The organism is Saccharothrix sp. ALI-22-I (genome assembly GCF_001984175.1).
In the GTDB taxonomy this organism is placed as follows: Bacteria; Actinomycetota; Actinomycetes; order Mycobacteriales; family Pseudonocardiaceae; genus Actinosynnema.
Map to the genome: position 1 here is coordinate 102,217 of NZ_MTQP01000045.1, position 14,412 is coordinate 116,628.

The window sequence follows — 14,412 nt, forward strand, 5'->3', positions numbered from 1 at the left end:
CCACTTGCTCGACCTCGTGACCAACCCGCGGTTCGACACGTGCGCGGTGCTCGCTCAACGTCCAGGTCGGGCCCAGCTCGTTGCCCGGGAATTCGGCATTGCGGCCGCCTTCACCAACGTGACGGCGATGTTGGAAGCGGTGAACCCGGATGCCGTGGTGGTCGCGACGCCACCCGCAGTCACGCCGACCATCCTGCGCACGGTGATCGACCACGGCTGTCTGGCGTTGGCTGACAAACCCGCCGGCGCCCGCGCCGCGCACCTGCACGAACTGCTCCACCACGACGGCGCAACATCGGTCGTGGTCGGCTACAACCGCCGCTACCAGGCCCATGTGCGGCACTGCCGCTCCCTACTCCACGAGGCAGGGCAGCTGATCGTCCAGCAGGTACGGTGTACCTGGCGGGCACCGTTCGCGACCCGGTACAACAGCACCGACACCTACCGGCACACGGCCCGGTTCGGCGACGGGGTCCTGCTCGATACGGCCGGCCACGTGCTCGACACACTGATCTACCTCGGACTCGGCCCTGTAGCGATCCGCGACACGCGGGCGGAACGTGGCGGAGCAGCGGGAGCGGACGTCGCAGCCGAACTCCTGCTGACCCTGGCAGGCACAGCGCAAGGCCGAATCGACATTCGCAACGACGACGACTCCGATGCCGACGAGTGGCGCATCGAGATCACCACCAACCGCGGCCGGCTGGCTCTGGCCCGCGACACCCTCACCGGCTTCTGGCACGACCAGCCCATCATCATGAGCGGCTCGGACATCCGGCGCCCGGTCGACGACCTGCTTGCGTTGGCCGAGGGCCATGCGACATACGGGGCAACGCTGAATGAAGCCACAGAGGTCCTTGAACTCCTGGATACCGCCAGGCACCATGCCGAGAAGGCCGGTGATCGAAAGCGGTGGCAGCGGCCCCGAGCCAAGGCCCTGGGACGGCTCAACGGCTCATGCTGATCACCATCGAGGGCGTGTCAGGTGCGGGGAAGAGCACCCTGGTGCGCAACCTCACGGCACAGATGAGAGCAGCCGGGCGCGAGGTCGTCGACCTCGCGGAACGGGAGGCAGCCACTGCCGACCCGGCGTGGCAGCTCGGACACCTCATGCGAGCCGTTACCACTCCGTTCGGTGCGCACGAGAGTGCGCTGCTCTACGCCGCACGCACAGCCGGCCGGGCTCGCCTTGCGCGTGAACATCTCGCGGCGCACCCGTTCTCCATCGTGATGGCAGACCGGCTCGACCTGTCCTTGACTGTCCAGCTGCGCCGCGCCGGACTCGATACCGCCACCTGCCGATCCTTGCTCGCGCTGGCGACCCAGGGACTGCCGTCCTCACTGACGATCCTGCTTGACGTCAGCTTCCGTGAGCACGTCCGCCGCCTGCGCGAACGCGGCCACCCGCCCTTGGCCGAGCAGACCTTCAGCGCTCTGAGGGAGGCGTTCCTCCAAGAGTACGACCGCTGCCCTCCCCCTTGTTTCCTGGTCGACTCCAGCTGCCTGACTGCTGCCGAGGTCGAGGCCATCGCCATCGATCAGGTCACTCCGCTCGTGGTTCCACAGGGGGCTTGATGAAGCGCATCGTTCTCACCGGTGGTCATGGCGTCGGCAAGTCGTCGTTGCTGCTCGCTCTGGAGGAGCGAGGCGAACACGTGGTGTTCGAAGCCGCCGGCCACGTGCGGCAGCTGGCCCGCGCCCGTAAGATCGCGTTTCCCGAGGATCAGTCGGATTTCGAGTCCCGAGTGGTGGCGCGGCATCTCAGCCGCGAAGATGGCGTACCCGCGCACGTCCGACGGGTGTTCTTCGACCGTGGAGCGCCGGACCATCTCGCCTACGCCAAGGTTGGTCCGTGGTCGTTGAGCCCCGCCGAGATCGCGGCGTGCGAGGCTCGGATCTATGACCTTGTCGTCCTGGTCGCCCCACCGCCGCAAGGCGTGGCGACACTCGATCGGGTGGAAACCCGGTTCTGTCAGCGCCTGGTGACCGAACTGAACCGGATCTACGTCGCGCTCGGAGTGCCCGTACACCGGCTGGAGTGGGACGACGTCGACCGGAGAGTCGACGCGATCTTGAACCTCGTGTCCGATACCCTGGGCGACGACGGTCACCGCCCGCGTGACCACGACCTATGACATGAAGGAAGCCAGCATCGTGCCCGAATACCTGCCTACTGCACCGTACCGGGGAACCAGGGACTTCCTGCCCCCCGAGATGTCGATTCGCACGCAGGTATTCCATCGGCTCTACGAGGTCATCGAGCGCTACGGTTTTCTCCGCTACGACGGTCCCATCCTCGAGTCGGCGGAGATCTACGAGGCCAAGTCCGGGCGCGAGATCGCCGATCAGCAGCTCTACACTCTGACGGACCGCGGCGGCCGACGCTTGGCGCTGCGTCCGGAAATGACGCCTTCTGTCGCCCGGATGATCGCCGGCAACGCAGGCCAGCTCCAGTTCCCGGTGCGCTGGTACACCAACGTCAACTGCCACCGCTACGAGCGCCCCCAACGGGGTCGGGTGCGCGAGCACTGGCAGATCAACGTCGATATCTTCGGCTCGGACAGCGCCAGCTGCGAGATCGAAATCTTCGAGCTGATCCACGACATGATGGCGACGCTTGGCGCCGGCAGGGACATGTGGAAGCTGCGAGCCAACGACCGGGTCCTGCTGGAAAGCATCCTCACGGATATCGTCGAGATTCCTGTCGAGAAGCTCCGCGACGTGTCGTCCGTAGTCGACCGGTGGGAAAAGTACCCACGCGAGACGCTGGCAAGTCAGGCAGCCGAGCACGGCGTCAGCGACAAGCAGTTCGACCGGTTGGCCGAAGCGCTGACCAGTGGCCCAGCGGTTCTGGACGACATCTCTCAGGATGCTCGCGACCGCTCCCACTTGATGAAGGTGCTCAAGAGCAGCGCCGGAGACCTGATCACCTTCGACCCACTGATCGTTCGAGCGTTCGAGTACTACACCTCGACTGTCTTCGAGGTGTTCGACACCAACCCAGCGAACAACCGATCGCTGTTCGGCGGAGGCCGCTACACCAACCTGGCCAGCCTGTTCACCGCCCAGCAAATTCCCGGCATCGGCTTCGGGATGGGCGATGTCACGCTCCACGACTTCCTCGGCACCCACGACCTGCTCCCCGAGCCACGAAGCGAGGTCGATGTCGTCGTCATCCCGATCGACGAAACACTCGTGGAACCGGCTCGTCAGGTGGCACGGCAACTCCGTGCTGGTGGTCTACGCACAAGTACACCTCTCGAGCTTCGCAAGCTCGGTAAGGAGCTAGCTCGGGCCAATCGTGCCGGGGCACGAGCTGTCGTCATCATCGGACCGGACGAGTGGAACTCGGGCACCGTCGTGGTGCGAGGCATGGCAACCCAGAATCAGCAGCAGGTTTCGGTAGACGCCGCGCTGCAAGCCGTGCTGGCTGTGACGGGCGAATCGCAGACACCGGCAAGTTGATCACCTACCGTCCGACGCCTTCCTTGTTCCTCCGAGGAAGGCGTCGGACCGTTCTAGCCAGGTTGGCGAACTAACACAGATATCACAGCCTCGACCTGGATCGACCAATCCAAGTAGATGATCACGTCGGGAAGCCCGCAGCCCGGCTCATTACGCCGTGCCGCGACCGAGCGCGTGGGCTTCGCCGGATGCCAAGCGCGAGTTTGCCCAGAAGCTCGACGGCCATGGCTGCTGATCCGATGACCGCCATCCCGAATGAACGCCAGTGGGCGCGGCGTTTCGGTAGCGGAACTTCCGGAGGTCGGAGATGAGCGACCCGAGCGACGCGGGGAAGCCGTGGTAGAGATTGGTCAGCGGCAACAGCAGGCGCCAGCGCGGGTCAACGAACAGCGCCACCCGGTCGACATCCCGAGGTTCGAGACCCGCCTCATCGGGGCAGTAGCGAATCGCGCCTTCGGAGAACGCCTTGGTGTGCTTAGCGCGGCTGAACCGCTTCTCCTCGCCCGCGGCCAACACGCGGCCCTCGGCGACAACTGCGGCTGCTGCGTCATGCGTACCGACGTTGACGCCGAGGACCGGTCTGCTCATGATTTGGTCGGCACCTCGATCCGCTCCATGCCGCCGAGGTACTTGCGGAGGACCTCGGGCACGACGACCGACCCGTCCGGCTGCACGTTGTTCTCCAGGATGGCGAGCACGGCGCGGTCGGTGATTCCGGTCGCGGAGATCGTGTGCGGGAACACCGACTTCCCGTCGCGGCGGAACCGGATCTTGAATCGCCGGGACTGGAAGTCGGTGAGGTTGCTGTTGGAGTGCGTCTCGTGGTAGGCCCCGAACGACGGGAACCACGTTTCCGTGTCGTACTTCTTGAACGCCGGAGCGCCCAGGTCGCCGACGCCCACGCGCACCGTACGGAACGGGAGTTCCAGGCTGCTCAGTAGATCCTCGGCGTTGCGCTGGCACTCGTTCAGCCAGTGCTCGGAGTCCTCCGGGGCGCAGATGACGATCTGCTCGACCTTGTGGAACTGGTGCACCCGGTAGCCACCCCGGTTGGTACGACCGGCCGCACTGGCTTCGGTCCGGAAGCAGGGCGAGAACGCCGTGGCCAGGATCGGCAGGTCGTCCGCGTCGATGATGGTGTCGCCGTAGTAGCCGATCAGGGTCTGCTCGGAGGTGCCGATCAGTGAGAGGTCGGTGCCCTCGATCTTGTAGGTCTGGTCCGCGAAGAACGGCAGGTAGCCCGTGCCGTAGAAGACGTGATCACGCGCCATCAGCGGCGTGAGCATCGGGGTGAATCCACGCTGGACCAGGAGGTCTTGGGTGTAGGAGAACACCGCCCACGCCAGGCGCGCGCCTGCGCCCTGCCAGTAGTAGAAGCCGGAGCCCGCGACCGCGCCGCCGCGAGCCAAGTCGAAGATCCCCCCGAGGCGGTTCGCCACGGTCTCATGGGCGCGGGCTTCGTCGGGCTCCACTGGATTGCCGACTCGGCGAAGCTCGACATTGCCTTCGTCGTCACTACCGGGCGGGGTGTCCTCGGCGAGCACGTTCGGCAGCCGCGCCCACATGTCATCGCGCGTCTCTTGGAGGAGCCGAACGTCCTCGGTGAGCTGCCTCAACTACTCCTTGAGCGCCTTCGCTGCCTCGATGTCGACCTGGCCGCCCCTGGGCTGGGTCTTCTGCTTCGACCGGAGCTGTTCGGCCTGGACGGTCTTCTGCCGCAGCTCAGCATCGACCTCGATCAACTTGTCCACGTCGACGTCGGAGCCGCGAGAGGACACCGAGCGCCGGACGACGTCCGGATCGTTCCGAAGCAGCGCGATGTCAATCACGAAGGTCCTCCTGGGGCTGGACAGATAGCTCAATAAGAGCCTATCGACGCTGACCAGCCGGTTTCTTCGGGTGATGCGGGGCGGTGCAGTGCGTTCATCCACGCCGAGGCCAGTTCGTGAACTGATGCCGCCGCCAACGGTGCTCGAACAGCTTCGATGACCTGTCGCACGTGGCGCGGCGAGGACATGGTGATCACGACGGAGGACACTCGAGGTTCGGCCACAGCACAGTGGAGGCGGTCAAGTCGGAGGCGCCCGACGCCGAGACGCGGCCAGCGCATCTCGACGCGGCGGCGACATGCCCACGAACTGCAAGGCGCGTAGCTCGATGCCTGCGCAAGGCATTGCCCCCACCAGTCCGGGCCTGGCTTGACGGTAACCGGCTGAAGCCGGTCGAGCACGATGACCGCCGTTCCACGCGAGCGTACGGAAATTCGCCGGACGCTGTCTGATGAGGAACTTTAGTGTATACTGGCACGCAATTGGTTTACATGGAGTCGCGGTCGCGCAATCTGCGAAAGTCTGTTCGCGACAGCTTCGCTGTCGCCACCGTTTCTTCTTCGACACCTGATGCGCGGTCTTCCTGCTTCCGGTCAGTGGTTTCGTACCTGGAACGCGAGTGCGGCGTGGTCGGAGGCGCCGGGTCTGGTAACGGTTCCCGACTCGTTCCGTTGCGGGAGGAAGCGGTGGTCGCGGATCACGGTGTAGGAGTGCAGACGGTCGGCCAGGGGTGGGGTGACGTAGGCCAGGTCGATGCGACGCTCGGGGTCGTCGGGGTCGTAGTAGCCCGCGGTGGCGTCGCGGTTGCCCTGGTGTGCGCCGACGTCGACCAGCAGCACGGTGCCCGTCGGTGAGGTGGTCAGTGTCTGCAGCGGGGTCCGGTCGGCGGTGTGCTCGCCGGGCAGCATGTGGTTGGCCCATTGGTGGTCCGGCAGCACGGACCAGTCCGGTTCGTCGTCGCCCGGGGGAACGGTGTTGCCGTCCATCATCATCACCGTGGGCACGCCGGTACGGGGGTCGGCGAGTGGGCGCAGCAGGTCTGCCTCGGTGTACTTCTTGAGGACGCCGAAGGGGAACAGGTGGGTGACCACCACCCGCACTGCGGTGGACCAGTCGGGGAGTCGCAGCAACGCGGTGGCGTAGCCGTGCCATTCGGCCAGCTCGTGGGGCTGTGCTCGTGTGTCGACCACCTCGACGTCGGGGTGCCACAGGATCGCCTGGTGACAGCCGGTTTTGCTGAGGTACAGCTCACCGCGCATGTCGAGGGTGTCCTGGGCCTCGCGGAACAGCTGGTGGTCGTCGGCGTCCCAGCGCCAGCACTCGGTGAGACCGATCACGGTAGCCGGATTTTCCTGGAGGACCGTCATCTGCTGCCGCCAGCGCCTGTCGTCGCCGTCGAGCCGTTCTTTGCCCGAGGTGTACAGGTTCCAGAACAGGAATCGGGCACTGCCTGGCGTTGTGGTGGTCACGGTTCTCCTCGTATGCGGTTGGTTTGCCGGGATGACGGGTGGCGACGGTCGCAGGCCTGCACAGGTCCGGACCGTTGCCCGGTCAACGAGGGTTTGCACGGCGATGGTGAGGTTGTGGAGCACGTGCGCGTTGGTGTCCGGGGCTTTCGTGTTCAGGTGCAGGTGTGCGACCTCGGCGGCCATCCGGTAGTCGTTTCGCAGCCGGTGTGTCGGGAGTTCGACCACCGTGCCACTGAGGTGCTTGCCTCCGGTGCAGCCGATTGCCACCAACGCTGTCCTTTGCCTGCGGTGCCAGTGTCCGTGGGCTGCGTGGACCGCGATCCTGGTCAGGTCGTCGAGGATTTCCGCGGCGCCGTCCTGGGCCATGACCCACTGCTGGGATCCTGGAGTCCAGGCCGTTGAACTGCTTCGGGCCGGCTCGTCGGTGTAGGGGTTGCGCAACTCGCGGACGTCTCTCATGACAGTGGCCCCGAGGGGGATTCCGTACTGGAAACCGAAGACGACCACGTTCACCGGCGTCACGCCCTTGGTCGCGTCCGTCATCGCGTTGGCTCCTTCGCAGTGGCCATGCCGAGCGGGATGTGCGCCGGTTCCATCCACGGGTACTGCAGGGGGCGCGTGCGGGCCGCGCCGGCGCGCGGCGGGTGGCGCTCCGCGTGACCGTGTGCTCCGTGTTGCGGGCGGACGGGGTCGGCTTCGTGTGCGCGACCGTGCCGTTGCGGTGGTCGCGTCCGGGGCGGGGGCGCGTGCCTGCCCGTCGCTTCGGCCCACGCAAGCCGATGTAGTCCCTCCCCGGACGGTCACGGCAGTCTGGGCTCCACCAGTTCGGCGACTCGCCGCGCCAGCGCGCACGGGTCCTCGCCGGTACTGATCGTGATGTACGTGATGTCGACCCGGGATGACGGGCTCACCCCCAGGACGACGAAGCAGCTGCCGCCGGAGGAAATCCATACCTTCGCCTGATGTCCACCCACGGTGTAGTCCGTCACCGGGCCGGCGGTGTTCACCCCCGCAAGGCCGACGTTGGTGCGGAGGTCGATATCCAGCGGGTGGTTGTCGATGTTGTAGTTACAGCTGCGGGCGGTGCCGAGGTCTCTGCGGAGAGGCGGGCCGCCGAGCTTGCCGAGCATGTCGAGGTCCTGCTCGGTCAGCAGGCCGCACGGCTCCGTGTCCTCCAGCGAGGTCGGCGTGCTGCCGGTGGTCGCCGACGTGGCGCCGAGGGTGTGCATCGCCGCCTCGGCGAGCCGGCGTGCGCCGTCGCACGGTGACGGCGAGATCCACGAAGACGCGGCCGTGAACGTGGCGGCGAGATATTGGCCGTCCGCAATGCTGATCAGGAGGTCGCAGGAGTCCGGGCTTTCGGGGATGACCATGATGGTGGGGAATCCGTTGACCGGCGTCACCGGGTTGCCCTGACCGATCCGCGCCTCGATTCCCTCGGTCGTGACCGCCACCAGGCGAGAGGACTCGCCGGTCAGGATCCAGTCGCACCCAGGGGCGTCGCCCAGGGTTTCCACGGTCGCCGGCTCCCCTGATTCGTAGATGTCGAGATCGGATCGCTGGCGCTTGGTCAGGAGATCGCACGGGTCCAGACCGTCGAGCCTGATCTCCCGGGGGCGCGTGGTGGGTAGCCGGTCCGTGGTGTGTGTCGCGATAGTGGTGGCTGGGGCCGTGGTCGTGGCGTGTTCCTGTGCCACTGTGCAGCCTGCGGTGGTGCTGAGCATGACTGCCGCCGCCACGGCGGATTTCGTGATACGTGCTCGACGGTTCACTGTCGTTGTCATTGGTTGAATCCCGGTGGTGGTTGTTGGTCGCCGACGTGGTGCGGCGCGCTCGTTGAGGAGAATCCAGTCGTCGATCAGGCCCTCGCGAGGCCGTCGACGCCCTTGGTCACGGCCGTGCTGAACGCCCGCTGGAGGGTCCATGCCATGTGCTCGGGCCGGTAGAAGATCGCCAGTGGACAGTCGCCGCGGTCGGTCCGACCCGGCAGCGGTACGAACACCTTCCCGGTGTGGCGCGTCACGGTGCTCGCGGCCCGGTAGAGCATTCGGCCACCGCGGAAGGCGTAGTCGGCGGCTTCGTTGAGCACCACGAGGTGCGGTGTTGCCAGTGCGACGGCACGTCCGAGCGACTCCAGGTCGTAGGAGCCGTCCGGCTTCCTACTGCCACGCTCATAGTTCTTCAGGAAGAGATCGAGTCTGCTCATCAGGTCCCCGTGAAGGCGATCGGTTGCCGCTGTTGTGTGCCTGGGATAGCCGCCGTTGGCGGCTCGGGTGTTCCGGCGCTGTCCCATGGCCGGTCCCCGGCCGTCAGGGCCGGCCGGAGCGCTGTGGCCGCGGTGCGCCCCAAGGGCGAATCGCGAATACGAAGTCCATGCAGGACGTCCGACTGCGCGGGCGTCGGCGAGCCACCGTGCGGTCATGTGGTCAGGCGCGGTGCCCGGCCACTGGTTCGACCACGCGCCCCTCGCCGGTCACCATGTCCAGCAGCGCCTGTCGGGTCGCGGTCTGCTCGGCTCGGGACGCGTAGACATCGGACTTGGTGAAGTACTCGTCGGGGAAGTCGTGGCAAGTGGTGCCCGCCGCCCAGAAACGGGCGGTGGCACGGGCGTGTTCACGGGGGGCGTCGTCCAGCGCTGCCTGGTCGGTGTAGTGCCAGCGATTCCCGCCGTGCGGTGCGACCATGCCCGCCGCTCCGAGCGCCGCGACATAGACCTCGCGCTGGTGCCGCCAGGCCCGTCCGAACAGGTCGGCGTGACGCCGTAGCCGCGCCAGGTAGGAGGTTGCGTCCGGGTGGAGGTCGAGGAAAGCCAGGTAGGCGTGGGCCAGCAGTTGGTCGGCGGACCAGGCGGGCCGGTACCACCGGTCGGCGACCGCCTCGGCGAACGGACCGAGGAAGCCGGCCGTGGTGCGGCTGAGCAGCTCATCGTCGGAGGCGCGGCTGCTCATGAACGGGGCGAGGAGTTTGAGTGCGAAGTAACCGCCGTACCGACGTTCGTGACCATCGGCGGTGAACTGGTCCCGGGACAGCACGTGGATCGTCACCGGTACCGTGGCCCACCGGCCGTCGCGGCGGTGCGGTGCGCCCCGGAAGTCGTCCAGGAGCAGGAGAGCGTTCAGGTCGCTGCCCTGCCGGGCGAGGCCGAGCGGCCGGCTGCCGTAGAACACCCAGTGCCGTCCACCTGGCGGGAGGTCGGAGACCGCCGGGGCCAGCGCGGCCGTGATCTGGGGCAGCCTCTCGGTGAAGCCCGGATCGAACAGTGGCCGGACGTCGTTCACCACAACCACTCCTCGACCTCGTGCATCCACATACCGTCCGGTTCCGCCAGTGCGGTGGTGATGCCGAGCGTGGCGGCCACCCGAAGGTTGACCTCGTCGGCATCGATGTACAAGGCCGACTGCGGTGCGCTGGATTCCAGCGCGGTGTGGAAGACCTTCGGGTCCGGCTTCACCAGGCCGGTCTTGCTGGAGATGTAGAGGCGGTCGAAGTGCGGGGTGAGTCCGCGGCGGTCCAGGATCGGCATCAGCCACTCGCCGCGGTGGTTCGACACCAACACCAGGCGAGCCTCGCTCCCCCACGCCTCCACGTGTTGCACCGCCGGAAGTGACACCATGGCGCCGATGAGGACCTCGCGCCACGCCAAGGGGTCGGCAGTGATGTCGCAGTCTGCTGCGAGCTGCTTCCAGAAGACGGCCTCGTCCAGCCGGCCGCTCCACAGGTCGTCACGGAAGCGTTCGCGGAAGACGGCTTCGACGGCCTCGGCCTCCATGCCTGCCGCCTGTCCGATGGCTGCGAACAACGGCCCCATCGGTTCACCGACCAGCACCCCGCAGGCGCCGAGGAGCAGGGTCCGCTCCGGATTCGCTTCGACTCGCACGTTTCCCCTTTGCTCATGCCGCCGCCGACGCGGCACTACACGTTCGTCTGAAAAGGATGGTTATGGATTGCGCGTTGATCGCCGTCAGACGTCACCAGCGTTGAGGACCGAGGCCGTACCGTCCTCGACCGCGATCACCTGACAGCCGCGCTGCCGGAACTGGTCAAGCACCGCAGTTCGCTCGGTAGGCGACTGCGACAGGTGCCAGGCGCCAGGGACGAGCACCGCGCGCGGGCGCAGTGCTCGGGCAGCGTTCATCAGCTGCCGCAGAGCCGGACGCGTCGACGAGGGGGCAGAGCTGTAGTCGGTGTATGTGCGGGCGAGCAGGAAGCCGAGCCGCTCCGCCGTAGTGATGATCGCTTCGCGCAGTACGGGCAACTCGTCGATCGGGCCGTCACCGGCGCACAGGTACCCGTAGACGAGCCCGCCGGCCGCAGCCGTGCTCGGTTCGTTCTGCGTGGCGACCGGCGCAGCCCGGCCGGCACGAACTCTGTCGGGTTCGTCGTGTGTCACGAGCGCCCGCCTTTCGGGTCGCGGCTCGTGTCGTGGATGACGAAGAGCCGCGAGCCGGTATGGCTGATGCTTCGATGCAGCACATCCAGCGCGGCGTGGTCGGTCGACAGGTGCGCGACGGTCGGCGTGACCACGGCATAGCTGTCGGGCAGGCTCAACGCGTCGAGCAGCCCGGCCAACCCCGGCCGCTTCACGCGGTCCGGCGGCTCCCGCCGGTCGATGAAGACGGTCACCAGGTGGAGGCCACGTCCGCGGCAGAACTGCGCGATCTCCTTGCGCCACACGGCGAGCTCAAGCTCGTCGGGCGCTTCGGCACACAGATAGCCGTAGACGGTGCGGCGGTCGCGTTCGAGGTCGCGGAGAGGCACGTCGCCGGGGGACGCGAGCATCGTCAGACCACCTCCAGGAAGCGGTACGCGAGGTGCACCACGACACAGGGCCGCGATGGGCGAAACCACGCCACGCTCCTGGTGACCGGCCCACCGTCGCTGGGTTCGCGGGGCAGCAGAGGCGGGCGGACGGAGGCGTGGAGCTGGGCCGGCTCCGGAAGAGTGGCCGATTGGTGAACTTCGGTCGCCTGCGGCAGTGCACAGTCCGTTGTAGGTAGTGCTGCGACGGATACGGTGCCGGACACGGGGGTGGTCAAGGTGCAACACCTCTGCGGGATACTGGGGTCGCCAGCTGTGGGGGAGATGGAACGTGGGGCGCACGACGGGTTGTTCCGGTCCGGTTCCCGTCGCGACGAGCACGAGGTCGTTGGTCTGTGGGGCTGGGTAGGCCGCCGCATACCGACGGTCGTGTCGGAATGCGGCGTCGAAGGCCTCGCTGGGCAGGAACGGACCGGCCGGCAGGTGTGCACGCATGCCGTCGACAACGGTCTGGGGTCTCCCCTGCCACGGCCGGCGAGTAGGCCGACATCAACTCGTCGACTTCCTGCTGGGGAAGCGTTATCACGGCGTCGATCCAGTACGTGGACGGTCCCGGGATGTCGAGGTCTCCGCGGGTGCCTGACATCCACCGTGCCGTGGTGGGACCGTCGAGGACAGGAAACCTGGCGCGGAGCGGGCCGGGGTCGGTGCCCAGTTCGGCCGTCCCGTTCTTCGTCGCTTCGGTGACCGTCACCCGCTCCTGCCGACCGCGCTCCGCGTCCGTCGACACCGCGCATCCCGCCACCGTCGCCGCGGTCACCACGACGACGACCGCCCAGGACCGCGATGGAGAAAGCGGGTGTCCGCCCGGAGCACTCCGGGTGGGGGCCGCCCCGAGCGCTGCGGTAGCCGGGGACGGGTAGCCCGCCATGGGCGTCCAGGGTGCCGTCGTAGGTAGGTGACTGTCCGGGGGGGTCATGGTGTTGTGTTCCTCGCGTGGCCGCCGCAATGGCGGTGGCCGGATCGGTTCGCCGGCATGGGGCACCTCTGCCCTCCGGTGTGGTGTGGGCGGCAGTCGGCTATGTCGGTACGGCGGCGCATCGGTGTTGTTGTCGTTCCGTCACTTCAGCAGGTTCTCCATCGCCGCCTCCGCCAACTTCCGGGCCCCGTCGCAGGGTGCGGGGAACCGGTCCTCGTACGTCGGCAGCACCGAAAAGGCCGCCACCAGGTATTGCCCCTCGGAGGTGTCGACCATCACGTCGCAGCGGCCCTCGTCGCTGGGCAGGGTCACCGTGATGGCCGGGAAGTCCAGCACCGGATCGATCGTCTCCGCCTGGCCGGCCCGCTTGCCGTCCGTCCACGCGGAGATGCCCTCGACGGTCACGGGAACGAGATGGCTGCCGGCTCCGATGACCGTCCACGAGCAGCCCGTGGTCTTGTAGAAGTCGCTGTCCACGGGCCGTCCCGCCGTGTCGATCTTCAACGTGGGCAGCTGCCCATCGGTGAGCAGGCCGCAGGGGGCCGTGCCGTCCAGATCGACCGCACGCGGACGTGTGGAAGTCGACTCCGACAGGGACGGTGCGGTGGTCCGGGTACCGGTGTCGCCGCGATCGGGCATGTCGTGCCCCGGCGTGTCGGTACCGGAGCCGCATGCCGCGACCACGACGAGTGTGGTCGCTGTTCCGAGCAGGATTCGTCGCGTGGTGTTCACGTTGTTCCGCTGTCGCATTCGTATTCCGCCGTTTGTCTCTGCCGGGCACCGGCACCGCCGGCTCCGACCGGGGACCGGCCGCAGTGAGCCCGGTCGTCGAGCTGCGGGTCGTGACCGGGCAGACGTGCTGGTCGCCGATCCTCATCGGCGATCGGTCATCCGATCAGGTTCTGCATGGCCGCTTCTGCCAGTTGCCGTGCCCCGTCGCACGGTGTGGGGAACCGGTCCAGGAAACCCGGGCTCACCGAGAACGCCACCGCGAGGTACTGGTTATCCGTGGTGCCGACCATCAGGTCGCAACGGTCCGGACTGCCGGGAATGGCGACGGTGATGGTGGGGAACCCCGCCACCGGGGCGACCCACTCGCCCTTCCCGATCCGTTTGCCGTCCATCCACGCCCCGATGTCCTCGTGCAGCACCGGAGCCAGGATGTTGGACGCGCCGGTCACCGTCCACGTGCAACCGGTGGCCTTGAGGGCCTCGATTTCCGTCGTATGGCCTTCACTGTCGATCTCGAGCATGGGGAACTGGTCGGCCGACAGCAGTTCACACGCCAGCCTGTCGTCGAGTTCGACGTCACGTGGCCGCCCCGAACTGGGCTTGATCGCTGTCGAGGTCGTGCTCACCACGGTCGCGGAAACGGTCTCGTTCGTGGTTCCTCCTTGTTGAGCGCACGCGGTCAACAGCGCGGTCAACGTCGTGGCTGCGATCAGTGATCGACGCATCGTGTCCTGATGTCCCTGTTCTGTGGTGCGTTCCGTCGGCCGCCGGTATCGACCGGACGTGTGGGCATGCCGTTGGCAGCTATGGACTCGGCGAACGATCAGTGCGGCATGCCCGTGTCGGTCTTCCACCCGGTGACCCTCGGTGTCGCCGGGCCGGCGACACGGAAACCTCGGGCGCCGTCGTCGGTGTCGTGTGCCCGATCGGTCCCACGACCCTGGATCACGGCTGTGCGGAGGGCTGCCGTCCGCCGCCGGACGCCGATTCGCCGGACGTAACCGTGTACACACTCCTGGAAACCCGCGTCCGTTCGATACCCCGTGCAACGGTGGCCACGTGGGGCGGATCACCCGGCAGAAGGGTGTCGGCCACCTGGTCGCCGCCGCGCACCGGATCTCGCCGGACGCGCAGATCGTGCTGTGCGCGGGCGCGCCGGACACCCCGGAGATCGCCGAGG

At 67.3% G+C, this 14,412-nt stretch carries 16 protein-coding genes; 4 read left to right on the forward strand and 12 right to left on the reverse strand.

Annotated elements, in window-relative coordinates; all coding sequences use genetic code 11:
* The first annotated feature begins 4 nt into the window (after positions 1–4).
* Genes ALI22I_RS07725 through hisS form a run of 4 tightly spaced genes read left to right on the forward strand, consistent with a single transcriptional unit; the run spans position 5 to position 3,465 of the window.
* Positions 5–964 (forward strand): Gfo/Idh/MocA family protein, encoded by a 960-nt coding sequence (locus tag ALI22I_RS07725; protein ID WP_238598180.1) that lies wholly within the window; start codon positions 5–7, stop codon positions 962–964.
* Positions 958–1,575, forward strand: coding sequence for a dTMP kinase (locus tag ALI22I_RS07730; RefSeq protein WP_077004804.1), 618 nt, complete (start codon positions 958–960; stop codon positions 1,573–1,575). Before ALI22I_RS07725 ends, ALI22I_RS07730 begins: the two co-directional genes overlap by 7 nt.
* Positions 1,575–2,135 (forward strand): ATP/GTP-binding protein, encoded by a 561-nt coding sequence (locus tag ALI22I_RS07735; RefSeq protein WP_077004805.1) that lies wholly within the window; start codon positions 1,575–1,577, stop codon positions 2,133–2,135. The genes ALI22I_RS07730 and ALI22I_RS07735 overlap by 1 nt, the downstream gene beginning before the upstream one ends.
* Positions 2,136–2,154: 19 nt before the next feature.
* A complete protein-coding gene (gene hisS, locus ALI22I_RS07740; protein WP_077004820.1) occupies positions 2,155–3,465 on the forward strand; it encodes a histidine--tRNA ligase in 1,311 nt (436 codons plus the stop codon).
* Between the two features lie 150 nt (positions 3,466–3,615).
* On the opposite strand, the gene ALI22I_RS07745 is transcribed toward hisS, so the two are convergent.
* The 12 genes from ALI22I_RS07745 to ALI22I_RS07800 form a co-directional block, all read right to left on the reverse strand.
* On the reverse strand, positions 3,616–4,053 hold the full coding sequence (locus tag ALI22I_RS07745; protein WP_077004806.1) for a carbamoyltransferase N-terminal domain-containing protein: 438 nt from the start codon (positions 4,051–4,053) through the stop codon (positions 3,616–3,618).
* The gene (gene serS / locus ALI22I_RS07750; protein ID WP_083751525.1) at positions 4,050–5,081 is read right to left on the reverse strand and encodes a serine--tRNA ligase; all 1,032 of its coding nucleotides are present in this window, start codon (positions 5,079–5,081) and stop codon (positions 4,050–4,052) included. Before serS ends, ALI22I_RS07745 begins: the two co-directional genes overlap by 4 nt.
* On the reverse strand, positions 5,082–5,294 hold the full coding sequence (locus tag ALI22I_RS50530; protein ID WP_179118141.1) for a hypothetical protein: 213 nt from the start codon (positions 5,292–5,294) through the stop codon (positions 5,082–5,084). It lies immediately after the preceding gene.
* A 593-nt stretch (positions 5,295–5,887) separates the two neighbouring features.
* The gene (locus tag ALI22I_RS47505) at positions 5,888–7,306 is read right to left on the reverse strand and encodes a RapZ C-terminal domain-containing protein (RefSeq protein WP_083751527.1); all 1,419 of its coding nucleotides are present in this window, start codon (positions 7,304–7,306) and stop codon (positions 5,888–5,890) included.
* Positions 7,307–7,563: 257 nt separating this feature from the next.
* Positions 7,564–8,688, reverse strand: a complete 1,125-nt coding sequence (locus ALI22I_RS07765; RefSeq protein ID WP_083751528.1) for a DUF3558 family protein — start codon at positions 8,686–8,688, stop codon at positions 7,564–7,566.
* A complete protein-coding gene (locus ALI22I_RS07770; protein WP_077004808.1) occupies positions 8,622–8,969 on the reverse strand; it encodes a hypothetical protein in 348 nt (115 codons plus the stop codon). Before ALI22I_RS07770 ends, ALI22I_RS07765 begins: the two co-directional genes overlap by 67 nt.
* A gap of 220 nt (positions 8,970–9,189) precedes the next feature.
* Positions 9,190–10,041: a hypothetical protein gene (locus tag ALI22I_RS07775; RefSeq protein ID WP_143532046.1), complete on the reverse strand. Its 852-nt coding sequence runs from the start codon at positions 10,039–10,041 to the stop codon at positions 9,190–9,192.
* Positions 10,038–10,640, reverse strand: a complete 603-nt coding sequence (locus ALI22I_RS07780; protein WP_077004810.1) for an HAD hydrolase-like protein — start codon at positions 10,638–10,640, stop codon at positions 10,038–10,040. The genes ALI22I_RS07775 and ALI22I_RS07780 overlap by 4 nt, the downstream gene beginning before the upstream one ends.
* 84 nt (positions 10,641–10,724) lie before the next feature.
* Entirely contained in the window at positions 10,725–11,153 is a 429-nt protein-coding gene (locus ALI22I_RS50535; RefSeq protein WP_077004811.1) for a recombinase family protein, read from the reverse strand.
* A complete protein-coding gene (locus tag ALI22I_RS50540; protein ID WP_077004812.1) occupies positions 11,150–11,542 on the reverse strand; it encodes a hypothetical protein in 393 nt (130 codons plus the stop codon). The genes ALI22I_RS50535 and ALI22I_RS50540 overlap by 4 nt, the downstream gene beginning before the upstream one ends.
* 1,099 nt (positions 11,543–12,641) lie before the next feature.
* Positions 12,642–13,250 carry a DUF3558 domain-containing protein gene (locus ALI22I_RS07795; RefSeq protein WP_077003817.1) on the reverse strand — a complete coding sequence of 203 codons (609 nt, stop codon included), beginning with the start codon at positions 13,248–13,250 and terminating at the stop codon, positions 12,642–12,644.
* A gap of 137 nt (positions 13,251–13,387) precedes the next feature.
* Positions 13,388–13,957, reverse strand: a complete 570-nt coding sequence (locus ALI22I_RS07800; protein WP_077003818.1) for a DUF3558 domain-containing protein — start codon at positions 13,955–13,957, stop codon at positions 13,388–13,390.
* Between the last annotated feature and the right edge of the window lie 455 nt (positions 13,958–14,412).

What these genes read in the sequence shown, in the direction of transcription:
- ALI22I_RS07800 (WP_077003818.1), bottom strand. Translation starts at nt 13,957, where the DNA reads ATGCGTCGATCACTGATCGCAGCCACGACGTTGACCGCGCTGTTGACC.
- ALI22I_RS07745 (WP_077004806.1), bottom strand. Translation starts at nt 4,053, where the DNA reads ATGAGCAGACCGGTCCTCGGCGTCAACGTCGGTACGCATGACGCAGCA.
- ALI22I_RS47505 (WP_083751527.1), bottom strand. Translation starts at nt 7,306, where the DNA reads ATGACGGACGCGACCAAGGGCGTGACGCCGGTGAACGTGGTCGTCTTC.
- ALI22I_RS07765 (WP_083751528.1), bottom strand. Translation starts at nt 8,688, where the DNA reads ATGGACCCTCCAGCGGGCGTTCAGCACGGCCGTGACCAAGGGCGTCGA.
- ALI22I_RS07735 (WP_077004805.1), top strand. Translation starts at nt 1,575, where the DNA reads ATGAAGCGCATCGTTCTCACCGGTGGTCATGGCGTCGGCAAGTCGTCG.
- ALI22I_RS07770 (WP_077004808.1), bottom strand. Translation starts at nt 8,969, where the DNA reads ATGAGCAGACTCGATCTCTTCCTGAAGAACTATGAGCGTGGCAGTAGG.
- ALI22I_RS50540 (WP_077004812.1), bottom strand. Translation starts at nt 11,542, where the DNA reads ATGCTCGCGTCCCCCGGCGACGTGCCTCTCCGCGACCTCGAACGCGAC.
- ALI22I_RS07730 (WP_077004804.1), top strand. Translation starts at nt 958, where the DNA reads ATGCTGATCACCATCGAGGGCGTGTCAGGTGCGGGGAAGAGCACCCTG.
- ALI22I_RS07795 (WP_077003817.1), bottom strand. Translation starts at nt 13,250, where the DNA reads ATGCGACAGCGGAACAACGTGAACACCACGCGACGAATCCTGCTCGGA.